Origin of the sequence: Mesonia aestuariivivens (assembly GCF_019311235.1) — a bacterium.
Classification (GTDB): domain Bacteria; phylum Bacteroidota; class Bacteroidia; order Flavobacteriales; family Flavobacteriaceae; genus Mesonia; species Mesonia aestuariivivens.
Map to the genome: position 1 here is coordinate 1 of NZ_JAHWDF010000025.1, position 16,916 is coordinate 16,916.

Annotated in this window: 22 protein-coding genes and 1 pseudogene; 7 read left to right on the forward strand and 16 right to left on the reverse strand. The window is 32.5% G+C overall.

The window, feature by feature from the left end; translation table 11 throughout:
- Positions 1–664: 664 nt before the first annotated feature.
- The 3 genes from KW502_RS14520 to KW502_RS14530 all read left to right on the forward strand — a co-directional run bounded on the left by KW502_RS14520 (position 665) and on the right by KW502_RS14530 (position 2,112).
- Positions 665–1,420 (forward strand): hypothetical protein, encoded by a 756-nt coding sequence (locus KW502_RS14520; RefSeq protein ID WP_219041282.1) that lies wholly within the window; start codon positions 665–667, stop codon positions 1,418–1,420.
- Positions 1,420–1,812 carry a DUF5675 family protein gene (locus KW502_RS14525; protein WP_219041283.1) on the forward strand — a complete coding sequence of 131 codons (393 nt, stop codon included), beginning with the start codon at positions 1,420–1,422 and terminating at the stop codon, positions 1,810–1,812. Before KW502_RS14520 ends, KW502_RS14525 begins: the two co-directional genes overlap by 1 nt.
- 69 nt (positions 1,813–1,881) lie before the next feature.
- Positions 1,882–2,112, forward strand: a complete 231-nt coding sequence (locus KW502_RS14530; protein ID WP_219041284.1) for a hypothetical protein — start codon at positions 1,882–1,884, stop codon at positions 2,110–2,112.
- A 431-nt stretch (positions 2,113–2,543) separates the two neighbouring features.
- Here KW502_RS14530 and KW502_RS14535 read toward each other — a convergent pair whose 3' ends face one another.
- The gene (locus KW502_RS14535) at positions 2,544–3,422 is read right to left on the reverse strand and encodes an AraC family transcriptional regulator (protein WP_219041285.1); all 879 of its coding nucleotides are present in this window, start codon (positions 3,420–3,422) and stop codon (positions 2,544–2,546) included.
- 94 nt (positions 3,423–3,516) lie between these two features.
- Here KW502_RS14535 and KW502_RS14540 point away from each other — a divergent pair, with 94 nt between their 5' ends.
- The 3 genes from KW502_RS14540 (at position 3,517) to KW502_RS15680 (ending at position 5,075) form a co-directional block, all read left to right on the forward strand.
- A complete protein-coding gene (locus KW502_RS14540) occupies positions 3,517–3,867 on the forward strand; it encodes a DUF983 domain-containing protein (RefSeq protein WP_219041286.1) in 351 nt (116 codons plus the stop codon).
- Positions 3,868–4,451: 584 nt separating this feature from the next.
- A complete protein-coding gene (locus KW502_RS15675) occupies positions 4,452–4,676 on the forward strand; it encodes an IS3 family transposase (protein ID WP_369412539.1) in 225 nt (74 codons plus the stop codon).
- Between the two features lie 240 nt (positions 4,677–4,916).
- Positions 4,917–5,075, forward strand: a complete 159-nt coding sequence (locus tag KW502_RS15680; protein ID WP_369412541.1) for an IS3 family transposase — start codon at positions 4,917–4,919, stop codon at positions 5,073–5,075.
- Positions 5,076–5,162: 87 nt separating this feature from the next.
- Here KW502_RS15680 and KW502_RS15500 read toward each other — a convergent pair whose 3' ends face one another.
- The 7 genes from KW502_RS15500 to KW502_RS14580 all read right to left on the reverse strand — a co-directional run bounded on the left by KW502_RS15500 (position 5,163) and on the right by KW502_RS14580 (position 9,819).
- The gene (locus KW502_RS15500; RefSeq protein WP_255554271.1) at positions 5,163–5,288 is read right to left on the reverse strand and encodes a hypothetical protein; all 126 of its coding nucleotides are present in this window, start codon (positions 5,286–5,288) and stop codon (positions 5,163–5,165) included.
- 274 nt (positions 5,289–5,562) lie between these two features.
- Positions 5,563–6,633 carry an SDR family oxidoreductase gene (locus tag KW502_RS14555; protein WP_219041289.1) on the reverse strand — a complete coding sequence of 357 codons (1,071 nt, stop codon included), beginning with the start codon at positions 6,631–6,633 and terminating at the stop codon, positions 5,563–5,565.
- Positions 6,634–6,721: 88 nt separating this feature from the next.
- Positions 6,722–7,300 carry a Crp/Fnr family transcriptional regulator gene (locus KW502_RS14560; RefSeq protein WP_219041290.1) on the reverse strand — a complete coding sequence of 193 codons (579 nt, stop codon included), beginning with the start codon at positions 7,298–7,300 and terminating at the stop codon, positions 6,722–6,724.
- A 70-nt stretch (positions 7,301–7,370) separates the two neighbouring features.
- Positions 7,371–7,661, reverse strand: a complete 291-nt coding sequence (locus KW502_RS14565; protein ID WP_219041291.1) for a DUF3861 family protein — start codon at positions 7,659–7,661, stop codon at positions 7,371–7,373.
- Positions 7,662–7,665: 4 nt separating this feature from the next.
- Positions 7,666–8,124 (reverse strand): DUF2798 domain-containing protein, encoded by a 459-nt coding sequence (locus KW502_RS14570; RefSeq protein ID WP_219041292.1) that lies wholly within the window; start codon positions 8,122–8,124, stop codon positions 7,666–7,668.
- A 60-nt stretch (positions 8,125–8,184) separates the two neighbouring features.
- Positions 8,185–8,769: a Crp/Fnr family transcriptional regulator gene (locus KW502_RS14575; protein ID WP_219041293.1), complete on the reverse strand. Its 585-nt coding sequence runs from the start codon at positions 8,767–8,769 to the stop codon at positions 8,185–8,187.
- Positions 8,770–8,913: 144 nt separating this feature from the next.
- Positions 8,914–9,819 carry an NAD(P)/FAD-dependent oxidoreductase gene (locus KW502_RS14580; protein WP_219041294.1) on the reverse strand — a complete coding sequence of 302 codons (906 nt, stop codon included), beginning with the start codon at positions 9,817–9,819 and terminating at the stop codon, positions 8,914–8,916.
- A gap of 107 nt (positions 9,820–9,926) precedes the next feature.
- On the opposite strand from KW502_RS14580, the gene KW502_RS14585 reads away from it, so the two are divergent.
- Positions 9,927–10,304 (forward strand): Fur family transcriptional regulator, encoded by a 378-nt coding sequence (locus tag KW502_RS14585; protein ID WP_219041300.1) that lies wholly within the window; start codon positions 9,927–9,929, stop codon positions 10,302–10,304.
- A gap of 220 nt (positions 10,305–10,524) precedes the next feature.
- Here KW502_RS14585 and KW502_RS15685 read toward each other — a convergent pair whose 3' ends face one another.
- The 8 genes and pseudogenes from KW502_RS15685 to KW502_RS15720 form a co-directional block, all read right to left on the reverse strand.
- Positions 10,525–10,647: a cupin domain-containing protein gene (locus tag KW502_RS15685; protein WP_369412540.1), complete on the reverse strand. Its 123-nt coding sequence runs from the start codon at positions 10,645–10,647 to the stop codon at positions 10,525–10,527.
- A gap of 645 nt (positions 10,648–11,292) precedes the next feature.
- A complete protein-coding gene (locus KW502_RS14595) occupies positions 11,293–11,658 on the reverse strand; it encodes a hypothetical protein (RefSeq protein WP_219041295.1) in 366 nt (121 codons plus the stop codon).
- Positions 11,659–11,690: 32 nt separating this feature from the next.
- Positions 11,691–12,080: a hypothetical protein gene (locus KW502_RS14600; RefSeq protein WP_219041296.1), complete on the reverse strand. Its 390-nt coding sequence runs from the start codon at positions 12,078–12,080 to the stop codon at positions 11,691–11,693.
- A gap of 2 nt (positions 12,081–12,082) precedes the next feature.
- Entirely contained in the window at positions 12,083–12,511 is a 429-nt protein-coding gene (locus tag KW502_RS14605) for a GreA/GreB family elongation factor (protein ID WP_255554272.1), read from the reverse strand.
- Between the two features lie 7 nt (positions 12,512–12,518).
- A complete protein-coding gene (locus KW502_RS14610; protein WP_219041297.1) occupies positions 12,519–13,820 on the reverse strand; it encodes a Glu/Leu/Phe/Val family dehydrogenase in 1,302 nt (433 codons plus the stop codon).
- 301 nt (positions 13,821–14,121) lie between these two features.
- Entirely contained in the window at positions 14,122–15,444 is a 1,323-nt protein-coding gene (locus tag KW502_RS14615) for a sigma-54-dependent transcriptional regulator (protein ID WP_219041298.1), read from the reverse strand.
- 1 nt (position 15,445) lies between these two features.
- Positions 15,446–16,522: a sensor histidine kinase gene (locus KW502_RS14620; RefSeq protein ID WP_219041299.1), complete on the reverse strand. Its 1,077-nt coding sequence runs from the start codon at positions 16,520–16,522 to the stop codon at positions 15,446–15,448.
- Positions 16,523–16,786: 264 nt separating this feature from the next.
- Positions 16,787–16,916: pseudogene (locus tag KW502_RS15720) on the reverse strand (IS30 family transposase); the annotation flags it as partial.

Consider the following 16,916-nt stretch of genomic DNA (forward strand, 5'->3'; position numbering starts at 1 on the left):
AAACAAGAAACAAGAAGCATGATTTTGAATGTTGGATTTTTAATTTTGAATGATAAATCTTGAATTGACAGTGAGGATAGAGATTAGAGATTAGAAGTGAAAAAAAGCTTTCTGTAGTTAAAAAAATCGGTCTATTTTTAGTTTTCGTAGCAAAACAAATAAAAGCAGCAGCGCAGGCAGAGGAGTATAGCCTAGCGAAGCGATTGCTATACGCAGGATAAAGCTTTTATGTCGTTTTCAAGAAGGCTAAAATAAGCCTAGACTTTTGTTTAGCTCACGCGCTATTATTTTCTGGGAGTTCGTGCATCTCCTAGGGTCGATGTCTTTTCGGCAATGGAAATCGACTTTTGGAGATTCACGAATACTTAAGTAATAGTAAAGTGAATGAGTAAAAGAAAAGAGCATTCAATAGGAGTGAGAAACTAGAGACTTGAGTTTGAAAGTTCATTACGACTCATTCAGAATTCATCATTTAAAATTCAAAATTATTCCTTCCTTAATCTGTTAAAAACATCCCCATTCGTCCCCAACTTGTGAAATAAAAAGCCATAACCTTCACACCTTTGACTTGTAAATCTTTTACACGATGCATCACAAGGTTTATAAGGTTTGAAAGAATGAACCTATAATCATTCTTATCATTAATTTCATAAATTTTAAGATTATGGCTCAACAATCAGGGATTATCAAATTGAAAGGAAGCCTAGGAGGGATTTCGTTTTACAAAACCAGCGACGGGTATTTGGCCCGTGAAAAAGGTGGGGTAAGTGCTCAGCGCATCGCTAACGACCCTGTTTTTCAACGTACACGTGAAAATAATGCAGAATTCGCTACTGCAGGAAAAGCAGGTCGTTTACTAAGAAATGCGATACAGGTACTTTTGCAAAACGCAAAAGACAAACGTTGCGTGGCTCGTTTAACACGTTTATTACTGGCTATTGTCAAAACTGATCAGCTTCACCCCAGAGGTGAGCGACAAGTGGAGGCAGGAAATTTTCAGTTACTCAACGGTTTTGAGTTTAATCAAAACGCAAAATTAGGCACCAGTTTATATGTGCCTTTTGAAACTTCATTAGATCGTTCTGCAGGGACGTTAACAGTGAGTTTGCCAGCTTATCAGCCTTCAGTAAGAATAGCGGCGCCTAAAGGAACCTCTCATTTTCGTTTAGCGATGGCTGGCGTCGAATTAAATTTTGAAGATTCGAGCTTTAATTTTTCTAAGTCAGAAACACCCATTATTGCGCATAATAGTAGTTTACAGGCGGGAAGTACATTGGTCTCCAATTTAACAGAAAACGCTAACTTACCCATTATTGGCATTATTGGAGTAGCGTATTTTCAAGAAGTGAATGGAGAAATGTATCCGCTTAAAAATGGAGCTTTTAATGCCTTAGCGGTAAGTTTTGTAGATCAGGTCTAATGGAATTACTTTTAAAAAGATCGTATCATGCACAAGGGTGTACTGGCGAACTTTTTTACCAGGGTAATTTATTATGTTATACCATAGAGTTACCTTGGAAAGAAAATCAAGCTCAGATCTCTTGTATTCCTAAAGGGACATACAATTTAGAAAAACGCTTCAGCAAAAAGTTTGGCTGGCATTTGTTGATCAAAGAGGTGCCTAAACGAAGCTTTATTCTTTTTCATCCGGCTAATAATGCTCTTAAAGAATTAAGAGGCTGTATAGCGCCGGTTTCGACCTTAACGGCTCCTGGGAAGGGCATACAGTCTCGTATAGCATTTCATAAGTTAAAACAGGTTACTTATGCGCACTTTGCTAAACGAGAAGTCGTCACATTAACCATTCAATAATCCAAGAACGCCTATTTTATTGAAATTAATAATGATAAGTAAAATAGGTGTTCTTTAATTTAAACAAAGATGAGTATTCATAAACGTATCAAAGCACCCACACCTAAATTTTTTAAAATTGTAAGAAATATAGGCTTAGTTCTCGGAAGTGTAGGAGGGGTTTTATTAACCGCACCTCTAAGTTTACCAACATTGGTAACAACAGTAGCAGGTTATATGGCTGTTGCAGGTGGAGCTATATCTAGCGTAAGCCAATTGACCAAAGATGAAAAAAAATTATCTGCAGGTGTCGACCAATAGTTCAGTGTATTCGGGAACCTTAGGAGGCACCTTAATAAGCATATTTCCTTTTATTAATCTTGATGAAATTTACAGAACGCTGGTCTTGGCCGTTATTGGTGCTTTGGCAAGTTTTGTGGTTTCTTATATGCTTAAATTACTTTTTCGAAAACACGAAAATGACTGATCATAAAACCGGCTGAAAAGTCGGTTTTTTTATGAAAACGTAAGATGTTAAAAAGTAGTGACTAGCAGTTAAGCTCTCACGAATGAATTACAATTAGTTTCTTTCGTGAAATTGGTGTTGAATGCCGAGCTGCAAGGCTTTTAAAACATGCTTTTGCCATAGCCAAATCAAGTCTTGTATACGATAGATTCTCATAGAAGTACTTTAGTGAGAAATGAATGAGTTTTTACTTGCTTTTACCAAGGTACTTTGTTGGACATCGTATTTATTTATTCCTATATTTTTTTCTGAAATTCATAGGTGTTGAACCAGTCTTTAATTTAAAAAATTTAGAAAAGTATGAATACTCGGCAAATTCTAAATTGTAAGAAATAGCTGTCAAACTTTCATTAGAATGAACAATTAATCTTTTAGCTTCTAGAATTATCCTTTCGGAGATCAATTCAGAAGTAGTTTTATTTATAGTTTCTTTTATGACTCGATTGAGATGTTTAGTAGTTATGTTCAAACGATTTGCATAGAATTTTGGTAATTTCTCATTTTTAAAATTTTCATTTATTAAAACAATAAGATTTTCAAGGATATTTAAATAACTTGAAGGAAACAGTTTTTTATGTTCAATATTATTGGTGTAATTTTTCGAAAATTCTATATAAATCAAAGTTATTAAATTAATTATCTTTAATTTTTTAAAAGGTTGTAATTGTAGATATTCATTGTATATTTCATCAAAAAGTTGGCTTAAAATATTTGTTTTTTTTGTAGATAACTTTAATAATGGTGGATTTTGAAAAGAATAATAAAAAGGAAATTCGTTAAGCTTATGCTTCAAAAATTGTAATTCATAAAATTCTCGGGAGTGAAAGAAAATAAAGCCTTCTGGTGGGGTGTCAAATTTCCAGAAATGTGTTTGACCAGGCCTTAAAAAGAAAACATTACCGGGTTCTATTTTGTAAGAATTAAAATCAATTTCGTGGGTACCTGTTCCTTCTGTAAATAGAACACATAAATAAAAATTATGCTTGTGAGGTGTTGAAATCAAATTTTTATTTAGAAGTAAATGATTAGAAAATGAATTAATATAGAAATCATTTGATGATATTGTCTCTTGAAATTGATTGATGTTTAGTATTGGAGTTTTCATAAAGTATGTCCTAATATTACAAAAATAGGCGATAAAAATATAACGTCACTTGTTACTTAACTTAATAATTTTGTTTAGATAAAAATATTAGATCATGAGTAAAGTTTTAAATATTTTAAAATGTAAATGTCCAAATTGTGGTAAAGGGAATATGTTCAATAAAAAGGGAAATATTTTTCTATTTAAAATGCCCGAAATGAATAAACGCTGTGAAAAATGTGATTATAAATTTGAAAAAGAAACGGGTTTCTTTTTTGGTGCTATGTTTGTAAGTTATGCACTAGGAGCGGCAGAAATGATTGCAAGCCTTGTTTTATTTTGGTATTTGGTTGATTTATCGCCGCTTAATGTATTTTTTATTATCATTATAATTTCCGTTTTATCGAGTACATTAAATTTTAGGCTTTCAAGATCTATTTGGACACATATATTTTACAAAAATTAGTATAAATTCGATACCATTTTTTAATATTATGCACAACGGTTTGTATATGGCTTGTGGCGATTTTGGAGCGCCTTCCTATCGACTATGCATGAACTTTACCACCTAGTTACAAACCATACTGGCAGGCACTTACCTACCATTAGTTATAAACGTTGTGGAGTTGTTAGCTTTACACGGACATAAAATTTAAGACTTTTTGTTAGAAAACAAATATCTTAAAACATGAAAAAACGAGATTATAGCTCCTGAATTAAAGGAGTGGGCAGTACGATTAATTGAGCAGAGCGAAAGAACATAAAGGCGTTGGCGGACGAGCTGAGCATAGAGCTCCAAAGGATTTATAAATGGTGCAAGGCAGCCAACAAAGACATCACCTAAGTCAGAAAACTACTACCTGATGATACTTTAGAACTGAAAAGACTTCGAAAAGCTCTTAAAGAAAAGAACTTGAACTATTAAAAAGGCCGTGCACATCTTTTCCAAGAGCGATAGGAAGTCTATGGATTTATAGCCAGTTACAGGCATTTATACTTCATCGAAAAGATATGCGAATTTTTAAAAAAAAGTACGAGCAGTTTTTATAAGTGTATACCTCTGGTCCGTCAAAACGGGCAACGGAACATAGTCTGTTCAAAGATTTAAAAAAAAATAATTTGAGTAAACAACGCTATGGCTCCACAAGGATAGCGGAACAGCTAAAGCGGAAAGAACACTCTATATCTAGATGCAGAGCGGCTAAAATTATGAAAGTGAATCATTGGTTAAGCAAACACAAAAAGAAGTTTAAGGCTACCACAGAATTCAATTAAAAATATCCGGTTTACAGAAATTTATTGAACAGAAACTTTACCCCTAGCAGGTTAAATGCTGCTTGGTTTAGCGATATTACTCATATTCAAACCAATAAAACTATTATACCCGCTTGGAAAATGGCTGTAAGTAAGTAAAAGATAAATATGGGTTAATTTTTTTATTCAGATAGAGGAATACAATATGCCTCAACAACATTTAGAACATTTATTAAATCTAACCCTTTGGTTACCCAATCTATGAGCAGAAAAGGTAATTGCTGGGATAATTCTTTAGCTGAATCTTTTTTTAAAATTATAAAGGTAAAACTTATTTATGAGGATGATTTTAAAACTACAGCGCAGGCTAAAACTGCTATTTTTGAGTACATCGAAATATGGTATAACAGGAAACGATGACACTCTTTTTAGGGTATAAAACTCTTTATGAAAGTAGAGCAAGAATTTTATCAATTTAAAAATGTAGCGTAGGTATTAAAAAAATTGTCATACTTTTTGTTGAAAGAGCACGTTTGATTCAATCCAATTTGTGTACATAGTTTTTCCTAAAACTCCGTCTCCATATCCCAAATCTATATATGAATTTACGTTAGGTTTAAAATGTTTAATCATTCGCAGTAAAATTTGAATTTACTCATTAGCAAGAGGGATTGCACTTCTTACTCCGTACAAATAAGTTTTCGTAAGATTTTTGGTTTTCCAACTTTTTATTTCTGATTTTTATTTTGTTAGTTTCGGTGTTTTTTAACTTGTTGCTAAGTTAAGCACAGTAACCGTGAAATAAGCACTCACTTCTAAATAATAACCTATTAAAATACACTAGCGGTTTATGTATAATTTAAACTGCTAGTGTATTTATATCATCTCAGCTAATTTAATCTTAATTTTAAGCAGGTATTATTTTCTGCTCTTTTAATTTTGTAAATAAATTAAAGAATGATTCTCTTGTGTCGTGATATTCTTTAAAACCTAATTGGCGGCTTTTAGCCATATTTGTCATGACCTCTATGGGTCTTCCTAAATCTAAATCGGTATGCCAAGGAGAAGCTAACTTTTTTAATTCAGATTCAACTAATTTATGTTGCTCTGACATCTGTTTCCAAATTGCTTCATCATTCTGCATCATTTCTTCAAGCGTTTTGTTGTTTTCAACATAGCCTTGGTATTCAATACCAAAATAATTTGCTATTTCTTTCCACAACCAGCTCCATCGAAATACATCGCCATTTACAATATTAAAGGCTTCATTTTCTGCTGCTGGGGTAGTGGCTGCCCATATAAATTGCTTGGCTAAAATGCTTGCATCGGTAACATCTGAAATTCCATTCCATTGCGCTTCTGAACCTGGCCAAATAAAAGGCGTTCCGTGTTCTTTACAAATACTGGCGTAAACGGCTAAGGTGGTTCCCATATTCATCAAGTTACCAACCGCTTGCCCAATCATCGTATGCGCACGGTGTATACTCCAAGTAAATCCATCGCGTTTAGAAGCTTCATATACTTCATCTTCTTGTGCATAATAGAAATTCTTTAATGCTAATCTTGGATGTTCTGTTCTTACGGGAGTTTCTGGTGAAAATCCTGCTTTTGCATAATTTTCAAAAGGCCCTAAATAATGTTTAAGTCCGGTTACTAAAGCAACGTGTTTTACCGATTTTTTAGGAGATAGCACGTCTAACAAGTTTCGAACAATCTTGCTATTCACTTTAATATTTTCTTCCTCTGAATCTTTTAAAATCCAGGCGGTAAAAAATACGTGTGTAGGTTCTATGTCTTTTAAGGCTTTTTCTAAAGCTTTGGGATCTAGCAAATCTGCCTTGATGTTTTTTAATCCTTTAAGGTTTACCTCAGAGCTTCGTGTAATGCCATAGGTGGTCCACTTATTTTCGAGTAATTCTTGGGCAAGGTTATTTCCTGCAATTCCGCTTGCTCCAACTATTAATGCACTATTTTTCATAAGTATTCTTTTTCTTTGTTACAAAGCTATATTGAATTTTACTGTTGTGCATTGATGTGCATCAAGAATCAAAATTGAGGTACATTACTTAGGCTGAGGGTAAGTTCTTTTTTATTCGGCTAATGGTTTCTGGTGTGAGCCCAAGGTAAGAAGCGATTAGCGTTTGGGGAATACGTTGACTCATTTGGGGATACATTTCTATAAACTCTTGGTATTTTTCTTCCGCAGTATAAGAATTGGAACTGATAAGTCTTCGGTCTTTAGTGATTAAGCTGTTTTGATATAAAATTCTAAAATAGCGTTCCATACGAGGTACTTCTACCAATAATTTGTCATAATTGGTTTTGGAGATTAAGAGGAGTTCGCTGTCTTCAATGGCATCGATGGAAAGTACAGCTTTTTCTTTGCAAATAAAACTACTAAAGTCTGAAACCCACCAACCTTCCCAGGCAATGAGACTAATGTGCTCTTGCCCTTTTTCATCTATGGTGTAGGATTTGATAATTCCTTTGGAAACAAAGCTAAGGTACTTACAAGAATCGCCTTGATGAAGTAAAAGTTCTTTTTTACGTAATTTTTTAGGTTCGAAGAATGTTGGTATTTCTTTTTTGTCGCGAGCGGTTAACTCCACTTTCTTTTGAAGGTGTTTAAAAAGAATATCGAACATAAGAGATTTACATTTTTACTTCTCGGTATAGAAATTTATGCCATAAAGTTAACCTCTTTTATGCTTGAAATTAACTGTTTTTTAATTTTTTCATAAACTTTTTTATTTCTGGTGAAAGCTCAGTGAATAGCTCATGGGTTCTGTTTTTGAGCATTACTTCTGTAAACAGTTTTAAACCAAGGGCAAATTCAATAGATTGATTCTCATTTTCAAATAGATTTTTCTCTTTAACAAGATCAATAATTCGAAAAATTTCATCGTGATTTTCAACTTCTACTGTTAGCGATTTAGCTTGGTAGTCATCAGGCTTAACCGTCTTCACCTGTGTTAACTTCAATTTATATTGATTTGTTTTTTTCATCTTGTTAAGCAACTTGTTTATTTTCTTTAAACGTTTGAATACGATTGAAAATCCAGGGTTTTATTAGAAAAGAAATGAGTAGCCCTAAACAAATACCTATAGGTACAGATTTTAAAAAAGCACTCAGCCATTGATTTATGAAAGATGGGGTAAATCCAAAATTAATAGTAACTACAATAAAAGAAATGAAAAACTCCATGGTACAGCCTATTAAAGCGCCTATTAAAATTTTTTTTGGGAGAGAATCTTTCTTTAAGAATAGCGATACTAATTTTGTGATTAATAAGGTACTCAGCATCCCTAAAGGTGAAAAAACGAATAAACCAATGACTAATGAGGTAAACCATTCGCTTAAAAACTGAGATGAAAAACCTAAGTTAACCCAAGTAAAGAAAAAGGTGATCGAACCAACAATAGTGAGTAATAGTAGAAGTATGGGAGAGAAAAGTTTTATTTTTTGCATCATTTATTTTTTATGAGCTGCAAATTTCAAAAATTAAGAGCGTTAAAACATTGATCTGGTTTATTGTTTTTCGGTATAAAATTCTTTACGTACCCTGCTAATAATTTCTGGAGTTAAATCAAGATAGTTAGCAATATTAACGTTAGAGAGTCTATTTTTTAGATGTTTATTTTCTTTAATGAAATGAATGTATTTCTCTTTTGCTGTTTTTCCTGAACGACTAATCATACCATCGTGAGAATGCTCATATACAGATTCTAATAATAGTCTGTAATACTTTTCTAACTTCGGAATTTTATCTAAGAGTTCATTTTTGTCTTGCAGAGTTAGCGTTAAAATTTCGCTATCTTCAATGGCTTGAATGTATAAACGAGAAGCTTTTTGATGATTAAAACTACTGGGGTCGATGAGCCAATAATTTTCAGGAGCAAAATAAATTACATGTTTATTGCCTTTATCATTAATATGATATATTTGGAAAAATCCTTTGGTTACAAAAGCTTCAAAATTAGAAGAATCTCCCGCACGAATAAAAAACTGATTTTTTAGTATTTTTCTGGGAGTGAATTTTTGCTGTAGCATAGCCCACTCACTTTCTTGTAAATTGATTGAGTTATTTATATTTTCTTTTAATTTACGAAACACTTGTTTTTAATTTATTTGATTTAACATGTTAGTGAATGAGCATTTATATCTAAAAATAACGGTTTTAGCTTCATGTTTTCTGTTTGATTATATAAAATTCAATATACTAACCGCTATTTTTATATAGGTGATTAGGGTGCTGGTTTAAAAATTCTCTTGTATTAACTCCATATTTACCATTGCTCCTGCGACGCTTCCATTCGCTACAGCAATAGCAACGGATCGCATCATGGTAGAATTATCTCCACAAGCAAAAACTCCTTCCATACTTGTTTTTTGAAAATTATCTACTTGAATATGGCCTTCTTCTGTAAGCTCACACCCTAAAGAAATTGGAATTTCAGAATGTTGTTCAAATGGAATGGCAGCATAGACGGCAGCAAAATTCATTTTTTCTCCATTTTTGAAGATTACATTTTTAATATAACCATTGTCGTGTTCAATTTCTGAAATTTCAGCTTCAATTACTTCTATGTTGTTTTTTTTCAATTTTTCAGTTTGCTCAATCGTAAAATCATTTTTTCCGGAAGTGAGAATTGAAATAGTAGCCGTTAGGTTGTTAACTAATGAAGCTACATGAACGGCTCTGTTTCCATTCGCTATAATACCTGTTTTTTGTCCTTTAAATTCGTAGCCGTGGCAATACGGACAATGAATGACAGAGATACCCCAACAAGCTGAAAACCCTTTAATATTAGGCATTATGTCTTTTATGCCTGTAGCGAAGATTAATTTTTTTGCTTGAACTAGTATGTTTTTTTGTGTTAAAATTTCGAAACCGTAAGTTGTCTTTTTACCTTCGACTGCAAGATCGTCTATAAATTTAATAGAAGGATAATTTAAAACTTGTTCTTTTGCCTTTTTAGCAATTGCACTTGGTTTAACCCCATCTTGCGTAATGAAATTATGTGCTTGAGGAGTTGTGCTATTGCTAGGTTTGCCACTATCAATAATCAATACACTTCGTAAAGAGCGTCCTAAAGCCATGGCCGCAGAGAGTCCAGCATAACTTCCGCCTATGATGATCACTTCAAATTCTTTTTTGTTCATATTATTTTATTTTGCAAAGAGTGATAAAGGTTTTTTTTGTAAAACTAAGTAATTAGTATATTATTGCAAATGGTTTGCAATAGTTATTGCGAAATAATCGCATTTATATGGAAAGACGAAATACTCCAACGAAAGAAGCCGTATTAGAATTGCTCGTGAAATCCGGAGAGGCAATGAGTAGAGATACTATTGAGCAAAAAATAACTCAGAACATTAACCGCGCAACTATTTATCGTGTTTTAAATCGTTTTTGTGAAGATGGGGTGGTGCACAAAATTGTTGCAGAAGACGGGAAGCAATATTTTGCTGTCTGTGCAAATTGTGATGATAAAGTTTTAAGTGGTCACCATTTTCATTTTAGGTGCATCGAGTGTGAAACCATTGAATGTTTGCCGGTGTCGGTTAATTTTTCAGTGCCCAATGGCTATCAGGTAGCTAGTGTAAATTGTGTGTTATCTGGAACTTGTAAGGATTGTTCTCGCTGATTTAGAATTGTTAATAAGTAGTTGATGTATAAGAAGTAGGGGGTTAAAGTTTTTTTTGCTAGGGTGTAAGCCAAATCTTTTAGATGTTGCTTTAAGCAATTAATTATCTTTCTTTAATTAAGAATTACGAGCCGCTTTTTCTACCCTTACGGCATCATCCATTTTAGATAAGGTTAACCGAACAATACTGTCTTCTTTTGCTGTTAAATCATGATAAATATTAACTTATAAAGTAATTACATCTCCTTTTTTTTAGCGATTTGATTTCACCTTCTATTCCAAAATCTATATTTCCTTCTAAAATATGAACGATAATAGGAAGTGGAGCTTTATGCTCTTTCATGGTTTGTCCATTTTTTAAGAGAATTCTAATTTCTTTTGAAAATGAAGTCTCTAAAATAACCTGAGTAACAATTTGATTATCGTTATACTCTAAATGTTCATTTCGTAATTTTTTGGCTTACAGTATTGTTGTTTGTATAGAATTAAGCAAAATTAATAAAACGATGGTTAATTTGTAAATAAAGATTCTTATTTTATAGTGTGATTCTTAATGAGGACCACACTATAAAATAAGAATTTAATAAGTGCTATAATAAGAAGGAAAAGAGCATCAAATAAAACTTCAGTAAGCCATAAGGTGCAAATGATTAGTGTAATAGCTATGATGATATTGAAAAAGGCGTGTGTTCTAAAATTGAGCATATTGCCCATACCTCTTTGATAAGCAGTTAGGCTTATTTCAATTAAACTTATAATAGCTATAATGGCTAAGCATGCACCTAAGGTTTTATTGACCAGTATGCAAGAAAACACTAATAGCGTTACAAAACTATAATCTAAAATACATGCAATGTTTCGTGGTTTTTTCATCATTTCTAATCACAAAAAATAGGAGCAGGAACAATCCAACTTAACAATAACATGATAGCAACTCCTATCAAAATAATCATGATTGCAAATTTCCGAAAATTCATTTTTTTGCTTTTTATCGAACACTATAGCAACTTAGTTTTTCATAGAGTTTTATTTTTAGCTCAAAAAAAACCTGATCTGTGGTTATAAATTCAACCCTTCTTTTTTCGTGATTTTTAGCTAAGCTTATGTCATACATCCCGCAGCTATTCTCTAACTCTTTTAGGAGTTGAAGCTCATATTTACATAAACTCGCCAAGCCTAAAGTGTTTTTACGTCTCACATGTTGTAAGTCATAGGTAATTTCAGATGCTTGAATAATTTGTTTATGAATACGATTCATAAAATCTAGTTCTCTATGATTTTCTTCTAATCTTTTTTGCCATTGTTGGAGCTCTATTAGATCTTTTTTTATGCATAGCGCTTTATTATTATTCATTTTAAACTATTAAATTTGATACCTTATTAATTTTAAGTGAGTAAATTAAATAGCATTTCTTTGGTAGTTCTATAGGTTGAAATGAAACGATCATATTTTTTTCTATAAATCTCGTGTTCATAGATAAATAAACGATCACATTCCATATCGTCACATTCATTTAAAATAGACCTGCTTTTGATATACTTTTCTAAAGTTGTAATTAGTTTATTGTTTTCTATCTTTTTTCTTTCCAATTCAAGTTTTAGAAAATAATACTCCTTTCCTGTAAGTTCTTTTTCAGAAAGTTTTTTTAAGTAATTCATTTCTTTAACTATAAATAGTAAATGAGCCATCCAGTGGTCTAACTCATTACTATTTTTTTTATGAGAAATGACGTGTTCATCATCGTGTGAAAAAATAGGATTAAACTCCTTATGCATAATTATATAGGTATATCTAGTTGATTTGCGTTTATATCTTGGTTAACTTCCTCAATAATGTATTTTTCTTCGTTATTGTTAGCAAAAACCAGTGGAAGGGTGTCGCCTTCAGAATAGCCTATTAAAGCAATGGGTAACGGACTTAACACAGATAATTTCTGTTTGTTAAGCTGTTCATCCATAGGAATAACAATTTGTAGAGGCATTGTAGATGTGGTTGACAGCGATCTAATTTTTAGAATGCTATTTATCCTGATAATGTCTAAGGGCATTTCTGTTTCATCTACGATAAGCGCATCTTCTAGCTTTTGCTTTAACTTTTCTAAAGCTAGCTTGTGGGCTAGGGTATGGTCATATCCTGAAATGTTAAGTAATCTTTTTAAATAGACATACTCCTTTTTCTCAATAATGTAACTACCGTACTTCATCATGAATATATTATGGGAAAATCCCTCTTTGTATATACGCTTTTTCTATTCTTTTAATCGCTATGCAATAAGCAGCTTTGCGCATATCGATACTTTCTTCTTGCGCATAGGCATACACTTTATTAAACGATTTTTCTAGTTTATGGTTGAGTTTGGTGAGGGTTTCTTCTAATTGCCAAACTTCTCCATTTCTATTTTGAAGCCATTCAAAATAACTTGCGATCACCCCGCCAGAATTGCATAGAATATCAGGAATAATACTAATGTTATTGCTTAATAGTATTTTCTCTCCTTCATTATTAATAGGGCCATTGGCTCCTTCTGCGATTAATTTAGCTTGAATTTTTGAGGCATTTTCTTCTGTAATTTGATTTCCTAATGCGGCCGGTATAATGAGATCACAATTTAAGGCGAAGAAATTTTCTTTATCAATTATTTCTGCTCTTGGAAAACCACCAACGCTGTTATCGTTAATGCTAATATAATTTTTTAACGAATCTACCTCTATACCGTTTGGATTGTATAAGCTTGCAGAGGCATCTTGAACAGCCACCAGAAGAGCTCCTTCTTCTTCTAAAAACTTTGCAGTCCAATAACCAACATTACCAAAACCTTGTACAATGAATGTCTTGTTTTTTAAAATTTGATTTTGTTTGGCTAAAAATTTTTTAATCGTTAAGAAAACGCCGTACCCTGTGGCCCGATCCCTACCTTCAAGTCCTCCAATTCCATCGGGTTTGCCTGTTACCACATGCTGATTAAGAGAACGTTTAGCGGGCAACCTAGTACTCATAAAGGTATCTGCCATCCAAGCCATAGTTTGGCTGTTGGTGTTTACATCTGGAGCAGGAATATCGTGTTCAGGTCCAATATTATCACCTAGCGCATAGGTGAATCTTCGGGTAATTCTTTCTAATTCTGAAGTTGAATAATTCGTAGGGTCCAATTGAATTCCACCTTTACCACCGCCAAAGGGCAGACCCGTTAAAGAGGTTTTCCAGGTCATCCACATGGCTAAAGCTCTTGCTGCATCTATATCTACGGTAGGATGGTACCGTAAACCGCCTTTGTAAGGACCCAAAGCATTATTATGCTGAACACGATAGCCTGTAAAAACTTCTACCGATCCATTATCCATTTTTACTGGAAAATGAACGATAATTTCATTATTTGTTATTTTTAAAATTTTTTGAATGTCCCCATGTAAATCAATGTGATGAGCAGCGCTGTTAAATTGCGCTAAGACATTTTCCATCATTCCTTGAGCTACTTTTTCTCCTGTTTTTTTGGGGGTGTTTATGGTTGCGTTCATAAGCTTATTTTTATAGATTTCTATTTTCTAAAGCGTATTCATTGCAAGACAAAGTTTGATCTTTATGCATGGTGAGCACACAATAGTTTTGATGTAAACAGCTTTTACATATAGAATGAATAGAATTTATCATAGTACTTTTTTAATTTTGAAGTACTAATTTCAATACCAGTGCCATAAAAAAATAAATTAAGAACAAAAAAATAAGTCACTGTTTATCAGTGACTTATTTCGATATAAAAAAGAGGTTTATTTTTTTGACTGGGGTGAAAAGTTTCAGCTGATACTTATTGAACCAGTTTTATAAATCGAGTTTAATACGGATAGTTTTTCGATCAATACCTAAAATTTCAGCGGCTTTGGTTTTATTGTTTTGGGTAGCGCGTAAAACTTTTTGAATATAATTTTTTTCCATTTCCTTCAAACTCACTAAAGAATCTTCAGGAAAATCTATTTTGTATTTTAAGTGTTCAGGTAGATGAGGTATCTCTATCGTCTGATCGCATAAAATTACCGCTCTCTGAATTACATTTTCAAGTTCTCTTATGTTACCAGGCCAATCATACCTTTTTAAAATTTCTAAGGCTTGCGGATGAATCTTAATGAACTTATCTTTATATTCTAGTCCATATTTCAATAAAAATTTATCGATGAGTAGAGGGATGTCTGCCTTTCGATTGCGTAATGGTGGTACTTTAATTTCTACTACAACCAAGCGATAATATAAGTCTTCTCTAAAATGACCTTTGTTGCTCATTTCTTTTAAATTGCTATTGGTAGCGGCAATAATTCTTACATCTATCTTTTCGGGTTTTTGAGCGCCTACTTTTACCACTTCTTTTTCTTGAAGTACTCTTAATAATCGGTTTTGTACGACTAAAGGGGCATTTCCTATTTCATCTAAAAAAATGGTTCCGCCATGGGCTGCTTGAAAAAAACCATTTCTATTGGTTTCTGCTCCAGTAAAAGCTCCTTTGGTATATCCAAAAAGTTCTGCTTCTAATAAATTTTCAGGTATGGCTCCGCAATTCACCGCAATAAAAGGTTGCTTAGAAAATTTTCCTTCGTAATGAATTGCTCTGGCTAAAAGTTCTTTTCCTGTGCCACTTTCTCCTTCTATAAAAACAGTAGCTTTATTATTCTTTACGCGATCTATTATTTCAAAAATTTCTTTAATCCCTTTAGATTTACCAATGATTTCTTTTGGGATTACGGGGTCTTTATGATGATTTGTTTTTGTAGAAGGATTGGTTTTTGAACTTATAGATTTCTCTATGGCTTCTTTGAGTTCTTGTTTGGTAAAAGGTTTGGTAAGGTAGTCTGCTACGCCATTTTTAATGGCTTTTAAAGAGTCTTGTACAGAAGGATATCCTGTTACAATTAATTTTGGTATTTGGGGGTAATGTTCGCTTACGAAACTAACTAGCTCAAAACCATCTATGTGTGGCATTTTTAAATCTGTAATTAACAGATCTACTTTGGTATCTTTTAAGATATTAACCGCTTCTTTTACCGATATGGCTTTAAAAACATGAAAATCCCAATTGCTTAAGTGCCGGTGCAATAATTCTAAGATGGAGAGGTCATCGTCTACGATTAAAATATTTTCTTTTAATTTCATCATATTAATTTACAGGTAGTATAATTTGAAACGTTGCGCCTTTATGCGTGTTGTTTTTTGCTGTAATTTCTCCTTGATGGCTAGCGACAATCCCATGAACCACACTTAAGCCTAAACCAGAACCTTGACCTATGGGTTTAGTCGTGATAAAAGGTTCGAAGAGTTTTTCTTTAACATCTTCGCTAAGCCCTATGCCTTCATCAATTACTTTTAAAACAATAGTTGTGTTTTCTCTAAAAGCACTCAGCATTATTTTACCATTTTCAGGAGTAAAATAAATTGCATTCATCACCAAATTAAAAATTACTTGAGTTAGTTGTAATACATCAGCTTTTAAAAACAATTTATTTTCTGTTTTTACAATACATTGTATTTCTTTTTTTTGAAGCGTTGGCTTTAGCAAATCTATAGCGCTTTTTATGGTAGGCACTATATCTATAATTTCGCGTTCTTGTGGCATTTCACAAGCAAAAAACATCAATTTTTTTACGACTTCTCTAGAATAAATAGCGTTTTGAATAATTTTATCGACATCTTTAGCAATATGATCTTTATTAGAGAGCTCTTCTTTAAGTAATTCAGAAAAACCTAATATATTGGTTAATGGGGTGTTAAGCTCATGAGCAATACCCGCTGTAATTTCACCTAAAATGTTTAAACGATCTGTACGTTCAATTTGTCTTCTTAACGAATTTTCATTTTTTTTGATTTCAATTCGTTCTAACAGATTGCTAATTTTTAAGGCTACGCTGTCTATTAATTGTTTTTCTTCTTTTAAAAATGAACTTTTTTCTTCCTTTAAACTCGCCGTAAGTGCTCCCTTATGTTTATTAAAAAGCTGAATACTACTTGAAATAGTAAGCTTATTGTTCATACTTCCCGTAGCTAAATAATGATCATCATAGCTTATAGCTATTTCTGTAAATTCAGGATATTGAAATGCTTTTTTTAAACTTTTTAAAATTGCTTGCAGGCTATTGGGTAACGAAGTTGTATCTGTATTACCGATAATCGAAGAGATTTCGTACAAACAGGTAAGCTCTTTTATGCGTTCTCTTAATTTGAGTTCTATAGTTTCCATTTGATTACTAAGGTAGACCTTTATTAGAATTTAATGCGTAAAGAAAAATAAGCGTTAGGGTTAAAATTGGGATTGATTACCTACGGATTCAAGAATAAAATTAAAGAAGGTAAGATAAAATTTTTCTATGAAATTATGAATTAGAACGAGAATTAAAAATTTTGAATAGGAATAAATTTTATTTTGCTTTTATAAGTAGACATGGTAGTGCTGAGTTCAACCCATAAGTGCAAAACATTTGTTTTTTAGGACTTCAATTGGGTTTTAATAATTAAATTTTCTAATTGGTCTGTAATTTAGTAATCTTTCAACTTCTTTTATTCTTTTTTCTGAGACTTTTCTCAGGTCTGTTTTCTTTGGGAAAAATCTCCGTATTACACCTATTCTGTTCTCT

Excerpts from the sequence above, each read along its gene's own strand:
- KW502_RS14530 (WP_219041284.1), top strand. The coding sequence starts at position 1,882 with ATGAGTATTCATAAACGTATCAAAGCACCCACACCTAAATTTTTTAAA.
- KW502_RS14585 (WP_219041300.1), top strand. The coding sequence starts at position 9,927 with ATGGAAAGACGAAATACTCCAACGAAAGAAGCCGTATTAGAATTGCTC.
- KW502_RS14535 (WP_219041285.1), bottom strand. The coding sequence starts at position 3,422 with ATGAAAACTCCAATACTAAACATCAATCAATTTCAAGAGACAATATCA.
- KW502_RS14525 (WP_219041283.1), top strand. The coding sequence starts at position 1,420 with ATGGAATTACTTTTAAAAAGATCGTATCATGCACAAGGGTGTACTGGC.
- KW502_RS14565 (WP_219041291.1), bottom strand. The coding sequence starts at position 7,661 with ATGAAAAAAACAAATCAATATAAATTGAAGTTAACACAGGTGAAGACG.
- KW502_RS14560 (WP_219041290.1), bottom strand. The coding sequence starts at position 7,300 with ATGTTCGATATTCTTTTTAAACACCTTCAAAAGAAAGTGGAGTTAACC.
- KW502_RS14600 (WP_219041296.1), bottom strand. The coding sequence starts at position 12,080 with ATGCATAAGGAGTTTAATCCTATTTTTTCACACGATGATGAACACGTC.
- KW502_RS14580 (WP_219041294.1), bottom strand. The coding sequence starts at position 9,819 with ATGAACAAAAAAGAATTTGAAGTGATCATCATAGGCGGAAGTTATGCT.
- KW502_RS14540 (WP_219041286.1), top strand. The coding sequence starts at position 3,517 with ATGAGTAAAGTTTTAAATATTTTAAAATGTAAATGTCCAAATTGTGGT.
- KW502_RS14620 (WP_219041299.1), bottom strand. The coding sequence starts at position 16,522 with ATGGAAACTATAGAACTCAAATTAAGAGAACGCATAAAAGAGCTTACC.
- KW502_RS15500 (WP_255554271.1), bottom strand. The coding sequence starts at position 5,288 with ATGATTAAACATTTTAAACCTAACGTAAATTCATATATAGATTTGGGA.
- KW502_RS14595 (WP_219041295.1), bottom strand. The coding sequence starts at position 11,658 with ATGAATAATAATAAAGCGCTATGCATAAAAAAAGATCTAATAGAGCTC.
- KW502_RS14615 (WP_219041298.1), bottom strand. The coding sequence starts at position 15,444 with ATGATGAAATTAAAAGAAAATATTTTAATCGTAGACGATGACCTCTCC.
- KW502_RS14570 (WP_219041292.1), bottom strand. The coding sequence starts at position 8,124 with ATGCAAAAAATAAAACTTTTCTCTCCCATACTTCTACTATTACTCACT.
- KW502_RS15685 (WP_369412540.1), bottom strand. The coding sequence starts at position 10,647 with ATGAAAGAGCATAAAGCTCCACTTCCTATTATCGTTCATATTTTAGAA.
- KW502_RS14610 (WP_219041297.1), bottom strand. The coding sequence starts at position 13,820 with ATGAACGCAACCATAAACACCCCCAAAAAAACAGGAGAAAAAGTAGCT.
- KW502_RS14605 (WP_255554272.1), bottom strand. The coding sequence starts at position 12,511 with ATGATGAAGTACGGTAGTTACATTATTGAGAAAAAGGAGTATGTCTAT.
- KW502_RS14555 (WP_219041289.1), bottom strand. The coding sequence starts at position 6,633 with ATGAAAAATAGTGCATTAATAGTTGGAGCAAGCGGAATTGCAGGAAAT.
- KW502_RS14520 (WP_219041282.1), top strand. The coding sequence starts at position 665 with ATGGCTCAACAATCAGGGATTATCAAATTGAAAGGAAGCCTAGGAGGG.
- KW502_RS15680 (WP_369412541.1), top strand. The coding sequence starts at position 4,917 with ATGAGCAGAAAAGGTAATTGCTGGGATAATTCTTTAGCTGAATCTTTT.